Origin of the sequence: Nocardioides sp. NPDC087217, assembly GCF_044744805.1 — a bacterium.
Lineage (GTDB): Bacteria > Actinomycetota > Actinomycetes > Propionibacteriales > Nocardioidaceae > Nocardioides.
Genome location: NZ_JBIUZB010000009.1, coordinates 17,894 through 34,699 on the forward strand (window position 1 = coordinate 17,894; position 16,806 = coordinate 34,699).

Genomic DNA, 16,806 nt, shown 5'->3' on the forward strand with positions numbered 1-16,806 from the left:
GGCCCTTATAGCACGATCTCGGCATTCCTCGGCGCGGTGGCCCCCGTCACTCAGGAGACGATGACCTCGTCGCCGACCGCGATCTCGCCGGGATGGGCGACGGCGAGATGCACCGCCGCCCAGACCTTGCCGTCCCAGCGGCGGTGCTTGGCGAGAGCCCGGAGCGGGTCCTTGCCCGACTCCAGCGTGTCGGCGTCGATGGTCGTCATCACGCACCGGTCGATCGGGGCTGCGACCCGGAACCGAGCGCCACCGATCGCGACCTCCCGCCAGCCGTCCTCGGCGAACGCCTCCGGGGCGCCCTCGATCAGCAGGTTGGCACGGAAGCGCTGCGCAGGGACGTCGCCCTCGGCCCACGCGTCGATCTGGTCGGCCGAGGCGTCGGTGAGCAGCGACACCGGCGAGGAGTCGTGGAACGCGGCGAACTCACCGGGCCGATACTTGTCCGGGTTCATCGCCCGTTTCGTCGGGTCGGCACACCACATCAGCCTCAGATCGTCGCGGCCGAGCGCCTTCCTCAGCCACGCGTCGGCAGGCTCCCCGACGGCCTGCGCGGTGAGCGACTTCGCGAAGAAACGTACGCCGACGGCCGGCTCCTCCCGTTCGGGCACCGCCACCTCCAGCGGGTCCATATCGGGAGCGTTGAGCAGCAGGTCCACGCCCGCCGGCCCGCCGGTCGACGGCGTGTCCGCCACGACCGTGAACAGCTCCCTCACCTCACGAGCCGTCACCAGCTTGCCGCTGCCGTCGACGACCATCCACTCGCGGTCGCCCACGATCCCGGCCCTGCCGACGTACGCCTCCTCGACCGGTCTGATCGCCGTCGACTTCACCGGATGGATGTTGATCCCTGCGAGGCGCATGGGGCCCATTGAAGCGGACACCGCTACTCGACCGTGACCGATTTAGCGAGGTTCCGGGGCTTGTCGACGTCGTGGCCGAGGGCCTTGGCGGCGTGGAAGGCGATCAGCTGGAGCGGGATCGTCAGCAGGATGGGATCGAGCTCGACCTCGTTCTTCGGTACGTCCACGCGCAGCGCGTCGAGCTCGCCGAGGTCGACGTCGGGGTGGGTGACGACGACCAGCGGCCCGCGGCGGGCGCTGATCTCGTGCAGGGCCGCGACGTTGCGGTCGGTCAGCTCGTCCTGCGGCACGATCGCCACGGTCGGCACGGACTCCGAGATCAGCGCGAGCGGACCGTGCTTGAGCTCGGAGGTCTGATAGGCCTCGGCATGCCGGTAGGAGATCTCCTTCAGCTTCTGGGCGCCCTCGCGCGCGACCGGGTAGCCGCGTACGCGACCGACGAAGAACATCGACTCGGCCTCGGCCAGCCGCGCCGCGACCTCCTCGAGGTGGGACTCGCTCTTGAGGATCTCCTCGATCTGGGTCGGCAGCGCCTGCAGGCCGGCGATGAGCCGCTTGCCGTCGGCGATCGAGAGGTCACGCACGCGGCCCAGCTGGAGCGCCAGCAGCGAGAACGCGACGAACATGTTGGTGAGCGCCTTGGTCGAGGCGACCGCGATCTCCGGGCCGGCGTGCAGGTAGATGCCGCCGTCGACCGCGCGCGCGATCGCCGAGCCCACGACGTTGACGACGCCGAGCACCCGCCCGCCCTTGCGCTTGATCTCCTGCACGGCGAGCAGCGTGTCGATCGTCTCGCCGGACTGGGACACCGCGACGTAGAGGGTGTCGGGCTCGATGATCGGGTTCCGGTAGCGGAACTCCGACGCCGCCTCGGCGTCGGCGGGGACCCGGGCGAGCTCCTCGATCAGTCCGGCGCCCATCTGGCCGACGTAGTAGGCCGAGCCGCAGCCGAGGATCTTCACCCGGCGGATCGCGCGCAGCTCGCGCGGATCGAGGTTGAGACCACCGAGATGCGCCGTGCCGAACCGCTCGTCGAGCCGGCCACGGAGCGCCCGCTCGACCGAGGACGGCTGCTCCAGGATCTCGGTGAACATCCGCGGCTCGTCGGCGAGCTCGCCGTACTCGTACGCCGACGGATCCACATCGACCTCGCGAGCCGTGGTGGTGGTCGTGGTCAGGTCCTGGCGGAAGGTCGTGAACCCGGTCGCGGTGATGGTCGCGAGCTCCCCGTCGTCGAGGTGGGCGACGGTGGTGGTGTGGCGTACGACCGCGGCCAGGTCCGAGGCGACGTACATCTCCCCGTCCCCGACGCCGACGATCAGCGGCGAGCCGTTGCGGGCGACGACCATGCGGTCCGGGTAGTCGGCGTGCATGACGGCCAGGCCCCAGGTGCCCTCGATCTGGGAGAGCGCGTCGACGACCTTGGCCTCGAGCGTGTCGGCGGTCGACGCTCCGATGAGGTGGGCGAAGACCTCGGTGTCGGTGTCGCTGACCAGCTCGACGCCCGCCTCGGTGAGCCGCTCCCGCAGCGAGGCGGCGTTGTCGACGATCCCGTTGTGGACGACGGCCACCCGACCATCGGCGGAGAGGTGCGGGTGGGCGTTGGTGTCGTTGGCAGGGCCATGGGTCGCCCACCGGGTGTGGCCGATGCCGACCTTTCCGGAGAACCGCTTCGGCAGGGCATCGACCAGATCGCGTACGCGGCCGGCCTTCTTCACCACCTGCAGCCTGCTGCCCAGCACCGCGACGCCCGCCGAGTCATAGCCGCGGTGCTCCAGCCGGGCCAGCCCCTCGGTGAGCAGGCCGGCGGCCTGCTGGGGTCCGATGTAGCCGACGATTCCGCACATGTGTCCCGTCCAATCTATCCGTCGTTCTATCCGTAGATGAGCCGCCGCAGCTGCCGTTCGGTCAGCTGCGGCGCGGCAACGACCCGCGCCCGAAGCTCCTCGGCGAGCTGCGCGAAGATCGCGTCGTTCTTCGCGCCGTACGTCTTCAGCTGTGCATGCCGGCGGCGTACGTAGGCCTCGACCGGTTCGTCGAAGTACGCCACCACGTCCTCGATCACGCGCGCCGCCTCCGCGGGCCGCAGCCCGGTGGTGGCGATCAGGTGGTCGATCAGCGCTTGCTCGGCCTTCACTCCACCAACTGTGAGCCACCCACCGGAGAAGGTTCAAATTTCTGCCCGATTTCGGGCAGAACCTGCCTTTTCGGCCCAAGTGGGGCGCCACACACCGCATCGCACCTTTCGGTGTCACGAAGTGGAGCGCCGCACGTCATCTGGTCGACTGCTTGGACATCGGAGTGGGGGTGCGGTACCTTAGGTGAACACAAGGTGAACAGGAGGTGTCTGATGAACGGAAATAAAGTGACTGGCAAGCTCGAGCTCCGCTGGCTCCCCGTCGTCGACCGCCGCGGCCGTAAGCACATGGAGGCCCGCTGGGTCGAAGTCAGTGCGCCCGCGACCACTCGTCACGCTGCCTGACAACCGCTCAACGCTCTCGCGGCCCGCTCCCGACAGGGGAGCGGGCCGCGTGCATTTAGGGATAGCGTTGTCACTGCAACCAATTTTCCCTCGTCGTCAGGAAAGGCCACGCGAGCGGGAACATTGGGACAGATTCCCCCGTTATGATGCTTGCAGTTTCAACCAATTCTTCCAGGAGCACATTCGCTATGGGCATTTTCAGCAAGAAGGACACGGCACCCGCCGCGACCGAGTTCGACACCCCCACCGCCGCCATCGAGGACATCGCGGGTGATTACACCCTCGACGTCGCCCACACCCGCCTGGGCTTCTCGGCTCGCCACGCGATGGTGACCACCGTCCGCGGCTCGTTCAAGGAGTTCGAGGGCACCGCGACGATCGACACCGCCGAGCCGGCCAAGTCCAAGGTCTCGCTGACGATCAAGGCTGCCTCCGTCGACACCGGCAACGCCGACCGCGACGGCCACCTGCTCTCGGGCGACTTCTTCGAGAACGAGGCCCACCCCAACATCACCTTCGAGTCGACCGAGGTCGAGTTCGACGGCGAGACCTGGAACATCACCGGCGACCTGACCATTAAGGGCGTCACCAAGTCGGTCACCGTTCCGTTCGAGCAGACCGGCTCCGCCAAGGACCCGTTCGGCAACACCCGCGTCGGCTTCGAGGGTGCCGTCGCGATCAACCGCACCGACTGGGGCCTCTCCTTCAACGCGGCCCTCGAGACCGGCGGCGTCCTCGTCTCCGAGAAGATCAAGCTCGAGTTCGACATCTCCGCGATCAAGAACGCGGACGAGGCTGCCTGATCCTGAGGTCGATCTGACCCACGAATGCGTCGGGGCCACCGGGAGATCTCCCGGTGGCCCCGACGCATGTCATCCGCGGATCGCTCAGGGCGCGTCCTGGACGTAGTAGTGCTTCTCCGCCCCGACCCGACCGGTGCCGACAACGTCCACGGACGAGGAGTCACCGGTCGCTCCCCCGGCGAAGCCGACCTGGTCCGTGCCGAGATCGACACCGCGACCGCCGCCCAGTGGCGAGCCGGTGTCATCGTCGTGGTGGACGACCCCACCACCGGCGGCGTTGTCGACGGGAGACGTGACGGGAGACTCGAGGTGCGCGCGACCACTGACCACGACCGTCGTCCCATCGGTCGTCACGGTCACCGCCGCGTCGCTGCCGGCCGCCGCTCCCGAGACCGTCACCGGACCTGCCGGTCCGCGATCCGGAGCCTTGATCGGTTGCTGGGCCGCCGAGGCGGCCCGGCTGTCGGACTGCTCAGCGGACTGCGAGTCGGCGTAGGTGACCGCGGCACCGGCGACCAGCAGGCCACCTGCCACAAGGGTCACCGCCACCGATCGCCGAAGCCCCCGGAGGACCTTCGAGTTCATCGCGTTCTCCTGACGTGTTCGGGTGTTGAGGGAACGCGGGACCCCGTCAGCGCCTGCACCCGGCGCCCGAGCGCACGGGGATCGCGGCTGGCGCGGACGGGGTCCCGCCGAGCAGGGCGAGCGAGGTCCTGGTCACGCTCATAGCCCCACCCATCGGACCGGACGGATCGGCAGTCTGAGACGACTGGCCAGCTTCACGCCCGGTGGTAGATCCATGCAGGGCGACGCCCCCCGGCGTCCAATCGCCCACATGGATCCGTTGCTCGGTTCGATGCTCGACCGTCACGGCGCGTCCGGCGCCACAAGCCATCGCGGCGCGGCGTACACCGTGGCCTCGACTGCTCGTCGAGGCCGTCACAGCCTCATTGCTCACCATGGACGCTCCCGAGTTAGGTCCGAATCAGAGCCTTCAGTACTTGTTACGTACATCAATGCTCTGATGTTGCGGTTCTCCGAGAAAAGGGGAAAAAGTCCCGCAAACACGTCATTGAGACATGTTTGCGGGACTTTGTGTCCGGCTCAGTAGGGCTCAGCGCACCTCCGTCGTCGAGCTCAGCTCCTCGACGACACCCTCGTCGCCGGCGTCGACCGAGTAGTCCGAAGCCGAGGTGGCGTCCTCACCGTCCGGCACGTTGAGCGCCCTCAGGATCGGGGTCAGGACGACGACCACGATGAGGTTGAGCAGGAACGCGGTGAGCGCGATGTAGATCGGCGTCTCCGTTCCCGGGAACGGCGCCAACGGTCCGCCGAAGTGCTCCTGTGTGGGCGAGGAGACGCCGTACGCGACGATCGTCCCGTACGCCATCCCGACCGCCCAGCCGGCCAGGACCGCCCAGCGGTGGAACCACCGGGTGTAGAGGCCGACGACGATCGCCGGCAGCGTCTGCAGGATCCAGACGCCTCCGAGCAGCTGCAGGTTGATGGCGTACGACTTCGAGAGCGCCAGCACGAAGACCAGCGCCCCGAACTTCACGACCAGGGACACGATCTTGGCCTGCTTGGCCTCGTCCTGCGGGGTCGCGTCGGGCTTCAGGTACGCCTTGTAGATGTTGCGCGTCCACAGGTTCGCGGCCGCGATCGACATGATCGCCGCCGGCACCAGCGCACCGATGATGACGGCCGCGTACGCGACGCCCGCGAACCAGGCCGGGAACTGGTCCTCGAAGAGCTGCGGGATCGCCAGCTGTGGGTTCGGCGGGTCGCCGACCATCACCCCGGCCGCGAGGGCCACGAACCCGAGCAGCGCCAGGAGCCCCAGCAGGAACGAGTACGCCGGCAGCAGCGAGGCGTTGCGGCGGATCACGTTGCGGCTTCGGGTGGAGAGGACGCCGGTGATCGAGTGCGGGTACATGAACAGCGCCAGCGCCGAGCCGAGGGCAAGCGAGGCATAGGCCCACTGACCGGCCGCCTGGGTCGGGAACAGCGCCTTCGGAGCGGCGTCGCCGGCGGCGATCGCGTCGGCGTTCTCGGTGTTGAACGTGTCGAAGCTGTTCTGCACCGTGTCGAAGATGTTGCCCCAGCCGCCGAGCTGCGACGGGATGTAGATGATCGCCACGATGATCACGATGTAGATCAGCGAGTCCTTCACGAACGCGATCAGCGCCGGCGCCCGCAACCCGGAGGAGTACGTGTAGGCGGCGAGCACGGCGAACGCGATGAAGAGCGGCAGGTCACGGATGAACCAGTTCGAGGAGTCGCTCTGCAGACCCATCACCTCGAGCACGACCTCCATGCCCACCAGCTGCAAGGCGATGTAGGGCATGGTGGCCAGCAGGCCGGTGACCGCGACGGCCAGACCCAGGGATCTGGACCCGTAGCGGCCGACGACGAAGTCGGCCGGGGTGACGTACCCGTGCTTGTGCGAGACCGACCACAGCTTCGGCAGGAACGCGAAGATCAGCGGGTAGACGAGGATCGTGTAGGGCACCGCGAAGAACCCGACCGCCGAGCCGGCGAACAGCGTCGCGGGCACCGCGATGAAGGTGTACGCCGTGTAGAGATCGCCTCCGATGAGGAACCAGGCCACGAACGTACCGAAGCCGCGGCCGCCCAGACCCCACTCGTCGAGGTTGTCCATCGACTTCGCCCGGCGCCAGCGCGCTGCGGAGAAGCCGAGGATCGTGACCAGCAGGAAGAGGAAGGCGAAGACGGAGACTGCTACCGCGCTCACTGGCCACCCTCCTTCCACGGGCGCCCGGCGGCGGCACGGTCACGCCGGAACGCGGCCTTGGCGACGAAGTAGGCGATGGTCGTGAACAGGACCGAACAGGGGATGAGGACGAGCTGGAACCAGAAGTAGAACGGGAATCCGGCGAACGTCGGATCCTCCTTCGCGTACAGCGGCACCGCGAGTGACGGCGCTGCTGCCGCGAACAGGAGGACCCCGACAAGGATCCACGAGCCCTTGGACGAGGACGGCATGGGTCACCTCCGAGATCTGTCGAAGTGGGGTTGGACGACCTGTGACCTTGGTCACATCCGGGGATCCTGTCCAGCCCCATCCGGCCCACACGACGACGAACGGTCGATCTGCCGGGACGAACGGTCGAATCACCTGCCGGGCACCGCCTTCAGGGCTAGCCTGCAAGGTGATCCTCCCCCTCGGTACAGGAGCGCCCCATGAGCACTGAAGTCCCCAGGATCGACCGCCGCCGTCTGCTCGGCGCTGCCGCGGCCGGCGCCGTGGCGGCGCCGCTTCTCACCGGTTCGGCGGGAGCCTCGACCGAGCAGGTCTCACCGCTGGGCGGTGGCGAGGCGGTCAGGACCGGCGCCGAGCGAGCCGCCGGCGACGGCTGGTCGGTGCTGTCGGGCGATCGGGTCGGCATCATCACCAACCCCACCGGCGTGCTCCGCAACCTGCGCAACATCGTCGACGAGATGCACGAGTCCGGCGCGGTCCAGATCGCCGGTGTCTTCGGACCGGAGCACGGCTTCCGCGGCACCGCTCAGGCGGGCGGCTCGGAGGGCACCTTCGTCGACGAGCGCACCGGACTGACCGTCTATGACGCCTACGGCGCCAACGTGGCGAAGATGACCGAGCTGTTCACGACCGCCGACGTCGAGACCGTCGTCTTCGACATCCAGGACGTCGGCTCCCGGTTCTACACCTACATCTGGACGATGTGGACGGCGATGCAGGCGGCCGTCGCGACCGAGAAGCGCTTCGTGGTCCTCGACCGCCCCAACCCCGTGGGCGGAACCGCCCGCGGACCGATGATGACCGCGGCGTACACCTCGGGCGTCGGCGCCCGCGAGATCGTCCAGCAGCACGGGATGTCGGTCGGGGAGCTGGCCCGGTTCTTCGACGGGGAGTTCCTCGAGGAGCACGCCGGCGGGCGGCTGGCGCAGCTCGACGTCGTCCAGGTCTCCGGATGGCGGAGAAGGACGTTGTACGCCGACACCGGGCTCGACTTCGTCCTGCCGAGCCCCAACATGCCGACCCCTGACACCGCGCTGGCCTACCCCGGCACCTGCATGTTCGAGGGCACCAACCTCTCCGAGGGGCGCGGCACCACCAAGCCGTTCGAGCTGATCGGGGCGCCGTTCGTCGACCACCGCTGGGCCGCTGCGCTGGAGGAGGCGAACCTGCCGGGCGTGACGTTCCGGGAGGCGTACTTCAACCCTTCGGTCAACAAGTTCGCCGGCCAGGTCTGCGGCGGAGTGCAGGTCACGATCCAGGACCGCGACCGCTTCGATCCCGTCCGCACCGGCGTCGAGATGCTGGTCACCGCCAAGGCCCTCTACCCCCAGTTCGCCTGGCGCCAGGACTCCTGGGACACCGCCCGGCCGTTCTGGATCGACAAGCTCACCGGATCGACGAGGCTGCGTACGCAGATCGACGCCGGCGCCAGCGGCGACGAGGTCGAGGCGGCCTGGCGAGACGAGCTGGCCGACTTCGACGCGACCCGCCGCCAGTACCTCCTCTACCGCTGACCCGGCGCGTTCTGACCGAAAATCGCGTCGAGTCGGCGCGTTCGAACGCGCCGACTCGACGCGATCTCAGCGGAGGGCGGCGGTGGCGGCAGCGAGCGCGGTCACGCGGTCCCAGTCGCCGGAGGCGAGCGCGTCACCGGGGGTGAGCCAGGAACCGCCGACGCAGCCGACGTTGGCCAGAGCGAGATAGCTGGGAGCGGTGGCGAGCGAGATGCCGCCGGTGGGGCAGAAGCGTACGTCCGGCAGCACCGACGGCAGCGAGCCCAGGAACTTCACGCCACCGGACGCCTCCGCCGGGAAGAACTTCATCGCGGTGTGGCCGGTCTCGAGCACCGCGAGGGCCTCGGAGACGGTGGCGGTGCCGGGCAGGAACGGGAGGCCGGTGTCGCGCATCGCACCGAGCAGCGTCGGGGTGGCACCCGGCGAGACCAGGAACTGGGCCCCGGCCGCGGCGGCCTCCTTCGCGAGCACAGGAGTGGTCACGGTGCCGGCGCCGATCAGGACCTCCGGCACCTCCTCGGCGATGGCCCGGATCGCGTCGAGCGCCACCGGCGTACGCAGGGTCAGCTCGACCACGGGCACGCCGCCCTCGGCGAGGGCGCGGGCCACGGGCACCGCCTGGTCGATCGCGTCGACGACGACGACCGGGATCACCGGGGAGAGGTCGAGCAGGTCGGCGGAGGTGAGATCAGACATGGACAGGGGTCTCCTGGGACGTAGCGGCGCTCTGCTCAATGGAAGCAAAGGGGAAGACGGAGGCGCCGGTGTCGGCGGAGCCAACGGTGGCACGGAAGGCGGAGAAGAGCTCTCGGCCGGTGCCGCGCCACTCGGCGTCGAGCGGTGCCCGACCGGTGGTGGGACGGCGCGCGAACTCGTCGGCGTCGACCTCGATGCTCAGGGTGCCGGCGACGGCGTCGACGGTGATCAGGTCGCCGTCCTGGACGCGGGCGAGCGGCCCACCGAGCGCGGCCTCGGGGGTGAGGTGGATGGCTGCGGGCACCTTGCCCGACGCACCGGACATCCGGCCGTCGGTGACGATGGCGACGTGCTGGCCGCGATCCTGCATGACCCCGAGCGCCGGGGTGAGCTTGTGCAGCTCGGGCATCCCGTTGGCCGCGGGGCCCTGGTAGCGCAGCACCGCGACGAAGTCACGACCGTCGAGGCGCTTCTCGGAGAAGGCGGTGAGGAAGTCGGCCTGGTCGTCGAAGACGAGCGCGGGAGCGGAGACCACCTGGTGCTCGGGCGCGACCGCCGAGGTCTTGATGACCGCCGTGCCGAGCTCGCCGCGAAGCACCCGCAGGCCACCGTCGGGTGAGAACGGGTCGTCGGCCGGGCGCAGCACGTCGAGGTCGCCGGAGACGGGGGCACCCTCGACGTACTCGATCTCACCGTCGCGGGTGAGCCGCGACTCCTGGGTGTAGGCCGACAGGCCAGGCCCCAGGATCGTCGTGACGTCCTCGTGGAGCAGGCCGGCCTCGAGCAGGGTGCGGATCAGGAAACCGACGCCGCCGGCGGCGTGGAAGTGGTTCACGTCGGCGGAACCGTTGGGGTACATCCGGCTGAGCAGCGGGACGACCGGTGAGAGGTCCGAGATGTCGTCCCAGGTCAGCTGGATCCCGGCGGCGCGGGCGATGGCGACCAGGTGCATGGTGTGGTTGGTCGAGCCGCCCGAGGCCAGCAGCGCGACGCAGGCGTTGATGATCGACTTCTCGTCGATCATCTCGCCCACGCCCGGGCCGCCCTCGAGAGCGAGCTCGGTGGCGCGCGCCGCCGCGGCACGGTTGAGCGCGGCCCGCAGCAGGGTGTCCGGCGAGGCGAACGAGGAGCCCGGCAGGTGCAGACCGAGCACCTCCATGAGCAGCTGGTTGGAGTTGGCGGTGCCGTAGAAGGTGCAGGTGCCGCGGGAGTGGTAGCTGGCGGCCTCGGCTTCGAGCAGCTCCTCGCGGGTCGCCTCGCCTGCTGCGTACCGCTGGCGGACGCGGGCCTTCTCCTTGTTGGGGAGCCCCGAGGACATCGGGCCGGCCGGCACGAAGACGGTCGGCAGGTGGCCGAACGAGAGAGCCCCGATCAGGAGACCGGGCACGATCTTGTCGCACACGCCGAGCATCAGCGCAGCGTCGAACATGTCGTGCGAGAGGGCGATCCCGGCCGACATCGCGATCACGTCGCGGGAGAAGAGGGAGACCTGCATGCCATCGCGGCCCTGGGTGATGCCGTCGCACATCGCGGGTACGCCGCCGGCGACCTGCGCCAGCCCGCCGGCCCGCATGACCGCGGCCTTGAGCAGCGGCGGGTAGGTCTCGTACGGCGCATGCGCGGAGAGCATGTCGTTGTAGGAGGTCACGATCGCGACGTTGGGCTTCGCGCCGGGGTTGATGACCTTGAGGTCGGCCTTCGTCGGGGCGGTGGACGCCGCGAAACCGTGGGCCAGGTTGCTGCACGCGAGCCGGCCGCGAGCGGGCCCGGCGACGCGGGCGGCCGCGACGCGGTCCAGGTAGTCGGCCCGCGTGGCGGCGGAACGCTCGATGAGGCGAGCGGTGACGTCGGCGACGGTGGGGGAAACGGCAGTCACGGGTCCTCCAAAGGAAGTGTGCTTTGGCACACTTTGACACGATCTTTGGATCGATACAAGTAAATCTTTGGTACTCGGAAGACATAAGCAGGGTACTCTGCTCCCATGCCCGAGATGACAACCGCCGCCGACGTCCTCGCTCTGGTGCGCTCCGGACGCGCCCTGACCCGCAGCGATCTGCAGAAGACGACCGGTCTGTCGCGTACGGCCGTGGTCTCCCGGGTCTCGGCGCTCGTCGACGCCGGACTGATCCTCACCGGGGAGGAGCTCGCCTCGACCGGTGGCCGGCCGCCGGGCTCGCTGACCTTCAACGCGGACGCCGGGGTGGTGCTGGCGGTGGCGATCGGGCGCTCACGCAGCCAGCTCGCCGTCTTCGACCTCGACGGCCGCGAGCTCGCCGGTGACACCCGTGACCACGAGGTCGGGATCGCCGCCGACGACCTCATGCCCGACGTGACCGACCGGCTCGAACGGCTCCTGGAGGGCATCGAGCCGCCGGTGCTCGGCGTCGGGATGAGCCTGCCCGGCGTCGTCGACCCCGTCCGCCTGGTCTCGGTCGACTCACCGGTGATGCGGGGTTGGGACGGCGTCGCCCTCGACCCCTACTTCGACCGGCTCACCGACGGACCGCTGGTGCTCGTCAACGACACCGACGCGCTGGCCACGGCCGAGCTCTTCGGCAGCGGGCTGCACCCGCGGGACGCGCTCGTCGTGAAGGCGTCGACCGGTCTCGGGCTGGCGGTCATCGCCGACGGCCGGGTGCTGCGCGGCCACGCCGGTGCCGTCGGCGAGATCGGTCACACCCGGGTCGAGTCCGCCGGCGAGCGCCCCTGCCGCTGCGGGGCCACCGGGTGCCTGGAGACGGTCGCGGCCGGCTGGGCACTGACCCAGGGCCTGGTCGACTCCGGCGTCTCTGCCGGACACATCCGCGACCTGGTCGCCGCCGCGCTCGCCGGCGACGCCATCGCCCGCGGCCTGCTGCGCGAGGCCGGTCGCCAGCTCGGCGAGGTGCTGGCGATCGCGATCAACCTGCTCAACCCCGAGGTCGTCGTCATCGGCGGCGACATGGCCGGCGCCTTCGACCTCTACACCGCAGGCGTACGCGAGACCGTCTACTCGCGCTCGACCGCCCTGGCCACCCGCGACCTGACCTTCGTCCCCTCCACCCACGCCGACTCCACCGGCATGGTCGGTTGTGCCGCGGTGGTCATCAACCACCTGCTCTCCCCCGAGCGCCTCGACGCCCACCTCGACGCCGTCGCCAGATGACCCTTACCTCGCTGCGACGGTGAAGGCGGCCTCGACCTCGGCGTAGACCGAGATGTCGTCGGGGTCGAAGGCCAGGTCGGGGGCGGTCGACGCCTTGCCCCGGGCCATCTCAGTCGCTACCGGCATGGCCATGTCAGCCGCGTACGCGACCTGGTGGTTGACGCCGACGTCGTTGATGCTCCGGACCGCGACCGGGCCGAGGTCGAGCGCATCGGCGTAGTCCTGCGCGCGCACCTTGGCCTGGCGCACCGCCTCCTGGCGTACGTCTCGCTCGACCTTCAGCCGGGTCTCCTTGGTCAGCTGCCACGAGACGTGGTCGACCCGGAGACCCTCGTTGCCCGCGGTGCGGCCGACCCAGGTCGCCAGCGCCTTGAAATCGATGAACTCCGCCCAGAGACCGACCGCGGCGCGGTGCACCAGCGGCAGCTGCTTGCCGTCCTTGTGCCAGGGCCGCTCGGCCGAGATGCGCGCCCGCTGGATGACGAGCCTCTTGATCGCCCCCTCCTGCTCGAGCCGCTCGAGCTCCGTACGCACGCCGTGCAGCGCACGCCGCAGCTGCTCCATCACCGGCTCCGGCGCGGGACCATCGAACCGGATCTCGGCGGACACCACCCCTCGCTCCGCCGCCACCTCCACAGTGTGCGACCCGCGCACCTTGATCAGGATTTCGCTCATGCGACGAAACGTACGCCTCAGGACCTATCCTCACCAGCGTGACTGCAACGAGCCGCCTGCGCCAGATGACCGGACGCGACCCGCACGAGGAGCATCGGGCCGCGACTCCCTTGGAGCTGCTCTTCGACCTCACCTTCGTCGTGGCCTTCGGCATGAGCGGCAACGAGCTCGCCCATCAGCTCGCGGAGGGCCACATCGTGGCAGGGATCGTGGCGTTCTGCTTCGCGTCGTTCGCGATCTGCTGGGCGTGGATCAACTACTCCTGGATGGCCTCGGCCTACGACACCGACGACTGGGCGTTCCGGCTGCTCACGATGGTGCAGATGGTCGGCGTGATCATCATGGCCCTCGGACTGCCGGAGATGTTCGAGAGCGTCCACGAGGGCGAGCGGCTCCACAACGAGATCATGATCGCCGGGTACGTCGTGATGCGGGTCGCGCTCTGCGGCCAGTGGCTGCGGGCCTGGCGCCAGGACCCGGGCAGGCGCGCGGCGCATCGGGTCTACCTCGTCTCCGTCCTCGGCTCGCAGGTGCTCTGGTGCGTCATCGCCATCCTGCCGCTCGACGTGGCGACCGCGTTCGCCGCGATGATGGTGCCTCTGGTGATCGAGCTGGTCGGGCCGTTCATCGCCGAGCGTCACTTCGGTGGCACTCCCTGGCACGCCGACCACATCGCCGAGCGCTACGGCCTGCTGACGATCATCACCCTCGGCGAGGGCGTGATCGGCACCGTCGCGGTGATGTCCGCGATCGTCCACGAGCCCGAGCTGGGGTGGAGCCTCGACGCGATCCTGCTGCTCGCCGCCGGTATCGGCCTGACCTTCGGCCAGTGGTGGACCTATTTCACGATCCCCTGGGCCACGATGCTCGAGCGGCGCCGCGACCGCTCGTTCCTGTGGGGCTACGGCCACATCCTGCTCTTCGCCGCGATCGCGGCCACCGGAGCCGGCCTGCACGTCGCCGCCTACCTGCTCGAGCACCACTCCAAGCTCGGCGAGGTCGGCACGGTCATCTCCGTCGCCCTCCCCGTCGGGGTGTACGCCTTGGTCCTCTACCTTCTCTACAACCTGTTCATGCACGTCATCGACCCGTTCCACATCCTCCTGGTCGCCCTCACCATGGCGGTGCTCGTCGCGAGCGTCGCCATGGCGATCGCGGGCGTGCCGGTGGCCTGGTGCCTCGTCGTCGTGGCTCTCGCGCCGGTCGTCACCATCGTCGGCTACGAGGCCGTCGGCCACCGCCACCTGGCCATTCACCTCGACGCCCTCTGACCCCACCCCTCACATCAGCAGGTGCCCCACGCTCGAGAGCGTGGGGCACCTGTCGTTGGGGGACATCAGGGCTTCGGGTCGGGGCCGGGCTCGCCGTCCTCGGACTCCTCGACCTCGTCGATCTCGTCGACCTGCTCGGCGGTAACGGTGTGCTCGTCGTCGCCGGCCGCCAGGATGCCGTAGAGCTTGCGCCGGGTGTCGGCGAGAACGTCGGCGGCGGCCTGGCGCTGAGCGTCGGTGCCGGAGGTGGCGAGCTGCCACACGGCCGGGAGGACCTGGGCGAGCTCGCCGCCGAGGACTCCGAAGCCGGCCAGGTCGCCCAGACCACCGGGACCACCCCGGCCGCCGCGACCCTGGCCGCGGGCGTTGTCGACGGCCTTGTCGAACGGCGTCCAGACGCCTGCGAGCTCGTCGGCGTGCTCGGTGGCGTAGGTCTTGCCGGCCTCGGTCAGCCGGATCGCCCGGCGGCCGTGCTCGTCGTCGGACTCCACGAGACCCTCGTCCTCGAGCTGCTGGATGGTCGGGTAGACGGAGCCGGGGCTCGGCCGCCACTCACCCGAGCTGCGCTCGGAGATCTGCTGGATCACCTGGTAACCGTTGATCACCTGGCCCTGCTCGGCCGCCTCAGCCATCACGTAGATGATCGCGGAGCGTACGTCACCACGACGGACCCGGGGACCGGGCCGCTGCGGGGGCTGGTTCTCGAAGCCGAGCAGCGCCGCGATCCACGGCGGCGGACCAGCCGGTCCACGACCGCGACCGTGATGGCCACCCTGCCAACCGGGACCGCCAGGTCCGCCCCAACCGGGACCGCCCTGCCAGCCATGGGAGCGGCGCGGGCCGCCCTTGCCGAACTCTCGACCCATCTGGTCGATCCACTCACCCCAAGGGTTGCTGTTGTTGTACGTCATCAGGTTTCCCTCAAACTTTCAGAAGACTAGATCGCGTTCCTTCGCGATATATCGTGATCGTACGCCGGTGATCAGAGCGATTCAAGTCAAAAGCGAAGGAGCCCCCGGATATCCGGGGGCTCCCTGACGTTGACCCTGAGGGTCGTGAGTGCGATCAGACGCCGGGCGTCTGCGGCGGCGTCGGGTTCGGAGCGGTCGGCGCAGCAGCCGAACGCGCGCCGCTCTCGGCCTGGAGCCGCTCCAGCTGCCGGGCGGCAGCCTCGCGACCGCCGAGACCGAAGGCGAGCGCAGCGGCAGCGGCACCACCGACGACCACGGCACCGAAGCCGAGGTTGATGATCGAGTCGGCGAGACCCATGAACTTCAGCCCGATCGCGACGAAGAGCACGATCGTGGCGTACTTCAGGATCTGCGAGGCCGACCCGGGCACGAGCTTCGCGATGACACCCGCGATCACGACACCGGCGGCGATGATCGCGCCACCGAAGATGACCTTGCCGCCGAGCTCGAGCACCTCGGCGATGAACGCGGTGATCTGCGGGAACTCCAGCATCTGCGCCGCCATCACGGCGAAGAAGAGCACGATGCCGATCTGGATCACCTTGGTGATCGCCGGTGTCGCGCTCTGCCCGGCGGGCAGCACGTCCATCGAGCGCAACGCGTTGTCGAAGCCGAGCCCGTCGATGATCTGGCCCAGGATGTCAGCGGCGAAGCGGGCGATGAGCACGCCGATGCCGAGCAGGATCGCGGCGGCGATGAGCTTCGGGATCGCGGCCAGGATCATGTTGAGCATGCCCTCGGCAGGCTCGGAGATCGAGCTGATCCCGAGAATCTGCAGAGCGGCGATGGCGACGACGATCATGATGATCGCGTAGAGAACGAGACCGATGACCTTGACGATCTGGGCGGCGGTGCCCGGGGGCGCGGCCGGTGCGTCGTACGGGTCGGCGGTGGTGTCCACGCCGACCGTCTGGTCGACCTGGCCGGAGAGCTTGCTGCCGCTGCCGATCCACTTGTCGAACGGGACCGCGCCGAGGGCGGTCTCGACGAGCTGGCGGACGACCTTGGCGACGAGCGCGCCGACGATGAAGACGAAGACCGCGCCGATGAGGTTGGGCAGGAAGCCCATCACACCGTCGAGCAGGCCCTGGATCGGCGTCAGCACAGAGCTGAGCTCGAACAGGTCCAGCAGCGCGATCAGACCGAAGAGCCACACCAGCAGGGCGGCCACGGAACCGAGGCTCTTGCCGATGCTGTCGCCATCACTTCCGGCTTTCTGGAGCACCGGGATCTTCGAGGTCAGCTTCGCGAAGGCCCAAGCGACGATCTTCGCGATGATCCACGTGACCACCAGGATGACGATCGCGGCGAGCACCTTGCTGCCGAGACTCACCCAGTCGATGTCCTTAATGGCATCCATTGTCTCTCCCCTCAATAGGGTT

Annotated in this window: 15 protein-coding genes; 4 read left to right on the plus strand and 11 right to left on the minus strand. The window is 69.1% G+C overall.

Annotation, left to right across the window (positions count from 1 at the left end):
- Positions 1–50: 50 nt before the first annotated feature.
- From ACIO3S_RS26770 to ACIO3S_RS26780, 3 genes are read right to left on the minus strand one after another with little or no spacing between them, the layout of a single operon-like run.
- Positions 51–863: an MOSC domain-containing protein gene (locus tag ACIO3S_RS26770; protein ID WP_400469113.1), complete on the minus strand. Its 813-nt coding sequence runs from the start codon at positions 861–863 to the stop codon at positions 51–53.
- 23 nt (positions 864–886) lie between these two features.
- A complete protein-coding gene (glmS, locus tag ACIO3S_RS26775; protein WP_400469115.1) occupies positions 887–2,710 on the minus strand; it encodes a glutamine--fructose-6-phosphate transaminase (isomerizing) in 1,824 nt (607 codons plus the stop codon).
- Positions 2,711–2,736: 26 nt separating this feature from the next.
- The gene (locus tag ACIO3S_RS26780) at positions 2,737–3,000 is read right to left on the minus strand and encodes a hypothetical protein (RefSeq protein ID WP_400469118.1); all 264 of its coding nucleotides are present in this window, start codon (positions 2,998–3,000) and stop codon (positions 2,737–2,739) included.
- Between the two features lie 533 nt (positions 3,001–3,533).
- Here ACIO3S_RS26780 and ACIO3S_RS26785 point away from each other — a divergent pair.
- The gene (locus ACIO3S_RS26785) at positions 3,534–4,148 is read left to right on the plus strand and encodes a YceI family protein (protein ID WP_400469121.1); all 615 of its coding nucleotides are present in this window, start codon (positions 3,534–3,536) and stop codon (positions 4,146–4,148) included.
- 84 nt (positions 4,149–4,232) lie between these two features.
- Here ACIO3S_RS26785 and ACIO3S_RS26790 read toward each other — a convergent pair whose 3' ends face one another.
- From ACIO3S_RS26790 to ACIO3S_RS26800, 3 genes are all read right to left on the minus strand, one after another.
- Positions 4,233–4,733 carry a hypothetical protein gene (locus tag ACIO3S_RS26790; protein ID WP_400469124.1) on the minus strand — a complete coding sequence of 167 codons (501 nt, stop codon included), beginning with the start codon at positions 4,731–4,733 and terminating at the stop codon, positions 4,233–4,235.
- Positions 4,734–5,262: 529 nt separating this feature from the next.
- Entirely contained in the window at positions 5,263–6,903 is a 1,641-nt protein-coding gene (gene mctP / locus ACIO3S_RS26795) for a monocarboxylate uptake permease MctP (protein WP_400469127.1), read from the minus strand.
- The gene (locus ACIO3S_RS26800; RefSeq protein ID WP_350717928.1) at positions 6,900–7,154 is read right to left on the minus strand and encodes a DUF3311 domain-containing protein; all 255 of its coding nucleotides are present in this window, start codon (positions 7,152–7,154) and stop codon (positions 6,900–6,902) included. Before ACIO3S_RS26800 ends, mctP begins: the two co-directional genes overlap by 4 nt.
- A gap of 198 nt (positions 7,155–7,352) precedes the next feature.
- Here ACIO3S_RS26800 and ACIO3S_RS26805 point away from each other — a divergent pair, with 198 nt between their 5' ends.
- Positions 7,353–8,666 (plus strand): exo-beta-N-acetylmuramidase NamZ domain-containing protein, encoded by a 1,314-nt coding sequence (locus tag ACIO3S_RS26805; protein WP_400469129.1) that lies wholly within the window; start codon positions 7,353–7,355, stop codon positions 8,664–8,666.
- A gap of 66 nt (positions 8,667–8,732) precedes the next feature.
- Here ACIO3S_RS26805 and eda read toward each other — a convergent pair whose 3' ends face one another.
- Together eda and edd are read right to left on the minus strand one after the other, a co-directional pair.
- Positions 8,733–9,362 (minus strand): bifunctional 4-hydroxy-2-oxoglutarate aldolase/2-dehydro-3-deoxy-phosphogluconate aldolase, encoded by a 630-nt coding sequence (gene eda / locus ACIO3S_RS26810; protein ID WP_400469132.1) that lies wholly within the window; start codon positions 9,360–9,362, stop codon positions 8,733–8,735.
- Positions 9,355–11,238: a phosphogluconate dehydratase gene (gene edd / locus ACIO3S_RS26815; RefSeq protein WP_400469135.1), complete on the minus strand. Its 1,884-nt coding sequence runs from the start codon at positions 11,236–11,238 to the stop codon at positions 9,355–9,357. The genes eda and edd overlap by 8 nt, the downstream gene beginning before the upstream one ends.
- A 105-nt stretch (positions 11,239–11,343) precedes the next feature.
- Here edd and ACIO3S_RS26820 point away from each other — a divergent pair, with 105 nt between their 5' ends.
- Entirely contained in the window at positions 11,344–12,507 is a 1,164-nt protein-coding gene (locus tag ACIO3S_RS26820) for an ROK family protein (RefSeq protein WP_400469138.1), read from the plus strand.
- A gap of 3 nt (positions 12,508–12,510) precedes the next feature.
- Here the strand turns inward: ACIO3S_RS26820 and ACIO3S_RS26825 are convergent, their stop codons facing one another.
- Complete coding sequence (locus ACIO3S_RS26825; RefSeq protein WP_400469141.1) at positions 12,511–13,182, minus strand: SIMPL domain-containing protein; 672 nt, start codon at positions 13,180–13,182, stop codon at positions 12,511–12,513.
- Between the two features lie 38 nt (positions 13,183–13,220).
- On the opposite strand from ACIO3S_RS26825, the gene ACIO3S_RS26830 reads away from it, so the two are divergent.
- Positions 13,221–14,453, plus strand: coding sequence for a low temperature requirement protein A (locus ACIO3S_RS26830; RefSeq protein WP_400469144.1), 1,233 nt, complete (start codon positions 13,221–13,223; stop codon positions 14,451–14,453).
- A gap of 65 nt (positions 14,454–14,518) precedes the next feature.
- Here ACIO3S_RS26830 and ACIO3S_RS26835 read toward each other — a convergent pair whose 3' ends face one another.
- Both ACIO3S_RS26835 and ACIO3S_RS26840 read right to left on the minus strand, forming a co-directional pair.
- Positions 14,519–15,364 carry a PadR family transcriptional regulator gene (locus ACIO3S_RS26835; protein WP_400469147.1) on the minus strand — a complete coding sequence of 282 codons (846 nt, stop codon included), beginning with the start codon at positions 15,362–15,364 and terminating at the stop codon, positions 14,519–14,521.
- A 154-nt stretch (positions 15,365–15,518) separates the two neighbouring features.
- A complete protein-coding gene (locus ACIO3S_RS26840; protein WP_400469150.1) occupies positions 15,519–16,784 on the minus strand; it encodes a mechanosensitive ion channel in 1,266 nt (421 codons plus the stop codon).
- Between the last annotated feature and the right edge of the window lie 22 nt (positions 16,785–16,806).

Bases quoted from the DNA above. Each gene is read 5' to 3' on its own strand.
- ACIO3S_RS26770 (WP_400469113.1), bottom strand. From the start codon at position 863: ATGCGCCTCGCAGGGATCAACATCCATCCGGTGAAGTCGACGGCGATC.
- glmS (WP_400469115.1), bottom strand. From the start codon at position 2,710: ATGTGCGGAATCGTCGGCTACATCGGACCCCAGCAGGCCGCCGGCCTG.
- ACIO3S_RS26785 (WP_400469121.1), top strand. From the start codon at position 3,534: ATGGGCATTTTCAGCAAGAAGGACACGGCACCCGCCGCGACCGAGTTC.
- ACIO3S_RS26790 (WP_400469124.1), bottom strand. From the start codon at position 4,733: ATGAACTCGAAGGTCCTCCGGGGGCTTCGGCGATCGGTGGCGGTGACC.
- ACIO3S_RS26800 (WP_350717928.1), bottom strand. From the start codon at position 7,154: ATGCCGTCCTCGTCCAAGGGCTCGTGGATCCTTGTCGGGGTCCTCCTG.
- ACIO3S_RS26805 (WP_400469129.1), top strand. From the start codon at position 7,353: ATGAGCACTGAAGTCCCCAGGATCGACCGCCGCCGTCTGCTCGGCGCT.
- eda (WP_400469132.1), bottom strand. From the start codon at position 9,362: ATGTCTGATCTCACCTCCGCCGACCTGCTCGACCTCTCCCCGGTGATC.
- ACIO3S_RS26820 (WP_400469138.1), top strand. From the start codon at position 11,344: ATGCCCGAGATGACAACCGCCGCCGACGTCCTCGCTCTGGTGCGCTCC.
- ACIO3S_RS26825 (WP_400469141.1), bottom strand. From the start codon at position 13,182: ATGAGCGAAATCCTGATCAAGGTGCGCGGGTCGCACACTGTGGAGGTG.
- ACIO3S_RS26835 (WP_400469147.1), bottom strand. From the start codon at position 15,364: ATGACGTACAACAACAGCAACCCTTGGGGTGAGTGGATCGACCAGATG.
- ACIO3S_RS26840 (WP_400469150.1), bottom strand. From the start codon at position 16,784: ATGGATGCCATTAAGGACATCGACTGGGTGAGTCTCGGCAGCAAGGTG.